Annotated in this window: 5 protein-coding genes and 1 pseudogene; 5 read left to right on the top strand and 1 reads right to left on the bottom strand. The window is 57.5% G+C overall.

What is annotated here, in order from left to right; translation table 11 throughout:
* From ORS3428_RS05475 to ORS3428_RS33865, 3 genes and pseudogenes are all read left to right on the top strand, one after another.
* Window positions 1–780 (top strand): glycine cleavage T C-terminal barrel domain-containing protein (locus tag ORS3428_RS05475; RefSeq protein WP_274534783.1); only part of this gene is annotated, 780 nt, incomplete at its 5' end.
* Complete coding sequence (locus ORS3428_RS34380) at window positions 746–1,381, top strand: sarcosine oxidase subunit gamma family protein (RefSeq protein ID WP_083355004.1); 636 nt, start codon at window positions 746–748, stop codon at window positions 1,379–1,381. The genes ORS3428_RS05475 and ORS3428_RS34380, both read left to right, overlap by 35 nt.
* A 94-nt stretch (window positions 1,382–1,475) precedes the next feature.
* Window positions 1,476–1,630 (top strand): annotated as a pseudogene (locus ORS3428_RS33865) (IS481 family transposase); the annotation flags it as partial.
* A gap of 140 nt (window positions 1,631–1,770) precedes the next feature.
* On the opposite strand, the gene ORS3428_RS33860 reads toward ORS3428_RS33865, so the two are convergent.
* On the bottom strand, window positions 1,771–2,418 hold the full coding sequence (locus ORS3428_RS33860) for a GlxA family transcriptional regulator (protein WP_244507861.1): 648 nt from the start codon (window positions 2,416–2,418) through the stop codon (window positions 1,771–1,773).
* A gap of 1,243 nt (window positions 2,419–3,661) precedes the next feature.
* Here ORS3428_RS33860 and ORS3428_RS05470 point away from each other — a divergent pair.
* On the top strand, window positions 3,662–4,849 hold the full coding sequence (locus ORS3428_RS05470; protein ID WP_071095302.1) for a pyridoxal-phosphate-dependent aminotransferase family protein: 1,188 nt from the start codon (window positions 3,662–3,664) through the stop codon (window positions 4,847–4,849).
* Window positions 4,836–5,628: hypothetical protein (locus ORS3428_RS05465; RefSeq protein WP_201788291.1), on the top strand; the 793-nt coding region annotated here is incomplete at its 3' end. The genes ORS3428_RS05470 and ORS3428_RS05465, both read left to right, overlap by 14 nt.

The following is a 5,628-nucleotide window of genomic DNA, read 5'->3' as shown; positions in this document are numbered from 1 at the left end:
GAACACATGGAGTTCTATGCGCAGACGGTGTGGCCAGAATTTGATGTCCAGTTTTGTTCGGTGACCGACCAATGGGCCCAAATCGCTGTCGCCGGTCCGCTAAGTCGCGCGACGCTARCCAAGGCTGTTGACGGGCTCGACTTGTCCAACCATGGCTTCCCCTTTCTGTCGGTGGGGGAAGGGCGGGTAGCTGGAGTGCCCGTTCGGCTGTTTCGGATAAGCTTCTCGGGTGAACTCGCGTACGAGTTAGCCGTGCCGGCAAGACATGCTGAGCTCGTTTGGCGATCGGTTTTGGCTGCAGGTCAGGAGTTTGGGATCGAGCCTTACGGTCTGGAAGCGATGGGGCTGATGCGGATCGAGAAGGGCCATATCGCGGGTGCTGAACTGAACGGGCAGACGACAGCCGTTGATCTCGGTGCCGGCCGTATGATGAAAAAGTCTGGGGATTTTGTCGGGCGTGTGCTGAGTGYACGCTCGGGACTCGCTAGTGCCGACAGACCGCGACTCGTCGGCATCCGGCCGATGAAAGATTGCTCGCGGCTGTTGGCCGGAGCTCAACTGCTCTTACAACCGGGCTCGGGCAGGAGTGTGGGCTGGGTTACAAGCGTAACGCGGTCAGCCGAACTGGCGCAATGGATCGGCTTAGCTATGCTTGAGAACGGCGAAGCGATGTTGGGCAAGACCGTTTACGCTGTCTCTCCTCTACACGACGAGGCGGCAGAGGTTTTGATCTCCAGTCCTCACCATGTCGACCCAGAAAATATTAACGTCAGGACCTGATCCTTCCTCCCAATTTGGGGAACCGATGAACCCTTCTTTTGAACCGTCATCCGAGTCGAATTTCGTGTCGATCTCGGAACACCACCCCACAATAATGCAGATGACCGTACGGCGAGGTCAGCTGCCATCRCTTGCTGAAATATTAGGGCGGCGCTTCGGACTGAACCTTCCACAACCGGGGAATTCCTACAGCAATGGCATCTACACACTGCTCTGGGTCCAGCCCGGGAGTTGGCTACTCCATGGGCCTACGGAAGTCAGTGAGACACTCTTCATGGAATTAGCGTCGTTGCTGGCTGGCATCGCTGCTGTTGTGGACCAAACCCACGGCAAATGTGTCCTGCGGTTATTGGGACCCAAGTCGCGCGAGGTTCTCGCCCGCTGCTGCCGGCTCGACCTGCACCCGCGGGTTTTTGGCCCGGGACGTTGCGCGGTGACACTAGTGGCCCATCTGCCATGTGTYCTGCGGCAGATCGACGAAACACCGTGCTTCGACCTCATGGTCGCTTCCAGTCTCGCGAGGTGGCTGTTTGACGAACTCCAGGAAGGATCTCCTGTCTTCGGGCCGCGTTCCCATGCGGCCAGTTCCGGCTCCTGCTAACCGGAAATCATCAGATATCTTCTGTTAATTTCTTAGGTTCTTGAGATACTTGACGCCTCACGGCCTGGGACGTCGTCTTCTGGAACGCGGTGTGGACGCAATCGTTGCGCTGCGCCGACAGCGCCTGACCGGCAAACACATCGCCGTGCGAAGCAGCGTGTCGCAGGCGACGGTTAGCCGGCGGCACGCGCCGGCCCGTCGCGGCTGAAAAACCTGGAGCCAGTCGAGCCGGCGCACCGCTATGAGTGGTAGCATCCCGGTGAACTCTCCATCTCGACATGAGGAAGCACGGTTGGATCGGCACTAGAGACACCGCATCACCGGCAGCCTGCAAGCGTTCCTTATTAATCGTGGCGGGAACCTCCTCGCTAGCATTCGGCCGTTGACGACTAAGACGCACCTGTTTTGACGTTCCTTCTTGGCCGGCCTTCTGTGAACTCTTCGCGCCTTTTGGCGCCTATGCCGGGCGGRCGGATTTGCTTACCTCCATGGGCTTGCAGCCGCGCTTGATGTGGTGCGCATCCGTGGACTTGGCGATAGGCTTTGGAGAAGTGCGATGCAGAAAGAAACCCACAAGCCATCGCAATGTACACAACCGGCAGAGGAGAAGTGATTAGCAGCAAGTGTGCCTTCTCCAGACGAAGATCCAAATAGTAGCGGCCAGGAGAACATCCAAGTTCTCTCTTAAAAAGGCGCTCAATTTGCCGGCGAGAAAGACCTGCTGATGACGCAAGYGCATCAACAGGAATTGGATCATTGATGTTTTTCTCCATATGATCGATTACCTTGATCACCCGCGCATGATGCAGCTGGACTCGAGAATGAAGAGGTAACCGTTGACGATCACCGGCTGAACGCATTCTGCATGCGATCGCTTTCTCGCAGATCCGATTGACAACATTCAGGCCGTGATCCCGCCCAACGAAGCCCAAGAACATGTCAAATGGGGCATCGCCACCGGGGCAGGTGTGAAAGTCCCCGTCGTTTTCGAAACTGGTTTGAGCAGCCAACACATCAGGGAAGCGTTCGACAAACATGGGGAATTGCTCCCAGTGCACCGAGCAACGCCGGCCGTCTGCAAGTCCAGCGCGGGCGAGCACGATGGTGCCACTGCTGATGCCTACCAAGCAGGTGCGGCGGTTGCGGCACTCCCTTAGCCATGCATCGAGTTGTTTGTTCGGACCAGGAAAACTACCGCTGYCGACGACCACGACAACGGAATCCAAGCGCGAATGCCAACCTCTGTCGCGTTGACACGTGAGCGAAGCATCGACGCCGATCACTAGACCGCAACTCGAAGCGACAGATTGTCCGTCATTCGTTACAAGTTGCCAAGCATAAACGTCCCGTCCGATCACCTCGTTCGCCATCCTAAGAGCCTCTATCGCTGACGAGAGAGCTTGAAGTGAAAAGGCGGGTAGGAGGTAAAAGCAAAATGTGCGACATCCGGGCTCCGAGCCTGACGCGTCGACGTACCCTTCTTCTGGGCGACGAAAGGACAGCATAGGCACACCTATATCTAGTGTTCGCGAAATACGCGGGAAAGCGCCAAAAACGTTCGTCCATAAGTATAGCCACTGGTTGCACACTGGCGCTCACCAATCCCGCAGCGACAAGCGCCTAAAATCTGCACTGGTCGGCGGTCAAACGAACGTTTTCTGCCGCCGAGGCCCCGGGAGTCGAAGAGGTACCGGCGATTGCATCACGTTCGCGGGTGGATTCAACAATCGGTGCCGCAGGCGGGTAGTGGGCAACGCCTCGGGTTTCCCTGGCCGCTCCACAGATTTTTGCTTTGCGCTATATGGGCCCGGCGCGTGGACCGGGCCACTTTGGAAACACAAGACCTCAGGCAAGGCGTTCGTCGACCTGCAACATTCGAGTTTGGGCGGACGATATCGGCCTGCGCTCAGCGTGGAGTGTTTGGGGAGTGGCGGAGCAGTCGGATCGATCTGTCGGTGGTAGTAGCCTACACGCCCCTGGGCTCGCTATCTGGTGCGAAGTGTCGAATTCGCGACTTCGGGCCGATCGATCGCAGGTCCTTGGCGTAGAGCTCTCACTCGGTTGTCGGCCTTAAAGGTCATCTCTGGCTAACGAAATTGAAGCATTAGCTGTAAGGCCGTCGCCCACTGCGGGTGGCGTCTCCTTGGCTAGCCATTTTACGAATCTTGCGTGGACGCTGTACAAATGCTGACTTTCTGCAGATCTAGCCCTCGGTTCGCGGAATTCCGAACCCATATCCAGCTACAAAAGCATGTCTAGCTATCGAGGAGTTCGCAATCCATGACCGTTCGCGCCGGCCGGGAATTTCTGGCTATCCCGGGGCCTACAACAATACCCGACGAGGTGCTGCGGGCCATGCACCGACCGGCCCTTGATATATATTYGGAGCGGATGGCCGATCTAACGGACGGGCTCTTGCGGGACTTGTCGAAGCTGTTTGYAACTAAGGGCAATTCCTACATTTATATCGCTAACGGCCATGGCGCCTGGGAAGCGGTGCTCTCAAATGTCCTGTCGCGAGGCGACAAGGTCCTGGTTTTGGAAAGCGGCAGCTTCGCGGTCGGGTGGGGCAACACCRCGCGCGCCATGGGTGCAGACGTCGAAGTATTGACGGGAGATTGGTCCMGCGCCGTTCGGCCTAGCGAAGTTGAGGCGCGCTTGAGTGCCGACAGAAATCACGAGATCAAGGCCGTCCTTGTCGTCCAGGTCGATACTGCTTCAGGTGTGGTCAACGATATCGAGGCGATCGGCAAGGCAATCCGCGCTGCTCGACATCCGGCGCTCTACCTGGTTGACGCCGTAGCCTCACTCGGTTGCATGCCTTTCAAGATGGATGACTGGGGTGTTGACGTCGCCATGTCAGGTTCTCAGAAGGGACTTATGGCGCCGCCGGGGCTCGGTTTCATTGCGGTCGGTGAGCGTGCGCGAGTCGTTCACAAGACGGYGAACATGCGCTCGCCCTATTGGGATTGGACTGAACGCGACGGCGCCGAACATTACTGCCGGTATGCCGGCACGCCACCTGTGCACCTCCTGTTTGCGTTACGTCAGTCCTTTGACATCCTGTTCGACGAAGGGCTGGAGAACGTGTTCCGCCGCCACGAACTTCTGGGCGAGGCAGTGAGGTGTGCGGTGGCGGTATGGAGCGAAGGTAAGGTGCTCGGCTTCAACATTGACCATCCCCTCGAGCGGTCCAACGTGGTTACAACCATATTAGTGGGCAACGGCTATGACCCTGCTAAGCTTCACACATACAGCAGAGATAGATGCGGAGTTACCCTTGGCATTGGCATAAACCACCTGCAGGGCAGGGCATTCCGCATCGCGCATATGGGCCATGTTAACGCGCCGATGATCTTAGGAACGCTCGGTGTGGTTGAGGCTGGGCTGAAGGCGCTGCAGATACCCCACGGCAACGGCGGTACGGAAGCCGCAATCGCTTATCTGAGCGAAAATGTTCACCGCTAGTATGGCGGATTCCCGATCTTGGAGAATCATCAACGGCCACCAAGTCGGCAGCTACAAGGATCCTCGCTTCTCGCGGCGTCCAAACCAAGTCTTCTACGGAGCACCTGTTGGGATATTGCTTCTCGACCGTGGCGGCAGCCACGATGTCTTTGACCGCCCGTTCATTCCTGGAAGCGTTGGCAACTCCACCACTTGGAGTGTGCCGGCGCGGTACAAGACCGTTCCAGGTCTTTCGTTCAGCAGGCTTATCGCCTCCGACGCCGACGCGTACGCATCGGCTACCGTGAAGGCTGCCCAGAAACTCGTCCGAGAAGGGGCACAAATGATCACCGCAAACTGCGGTTTCATGCTTCGACATCAAGAAGCTGTTCGCAGCGCTGTTGACGTACCGGTACTCCTTTCCCCGCTGCTATTGGGCCCAATCTTATTGCAGATGCTTCCTCGCGACAGAGCGCTTGGGATTGTCACGGCGAAGGCGTCCTCCTTGACTGGGGATATGCTGGAAATGGCAGGGCTGAATACCAGCTCAGAACGCCTGGTCATAGCTGGTCTCGAAAACTCTCCATGCTTCGCCGCGACATTTCTCACAGCCAGCGCCGATCTCGACGTGAGTGCCGTCGAGAGAGAAACAGTCGATGCCGCAGTCAAGCTTGTCACCGATCGACCTGAGATCGGGATGCTGCTTTTTGAATGTTCAGAGTTGCCTCCGTATGCTGCCGCAGTCCAGCGCGCCACGGGAATCCCAGTTTTCGACTTCACCTCGATTGTCGAGTTTGTCG

Source organism: Mesorhizobium sp. ORS 3428, from assembly GCF_001854785.1.
Taxonomy (GTDB): Bacteria; Pseudomonadota; Alphaproteobacteria; order Rhizobiales; family Rhizobiaceae; genus Mesorhizobium.
This window is presented reverse-complemented; position numbering and strand designations above follow the sequence as displayed.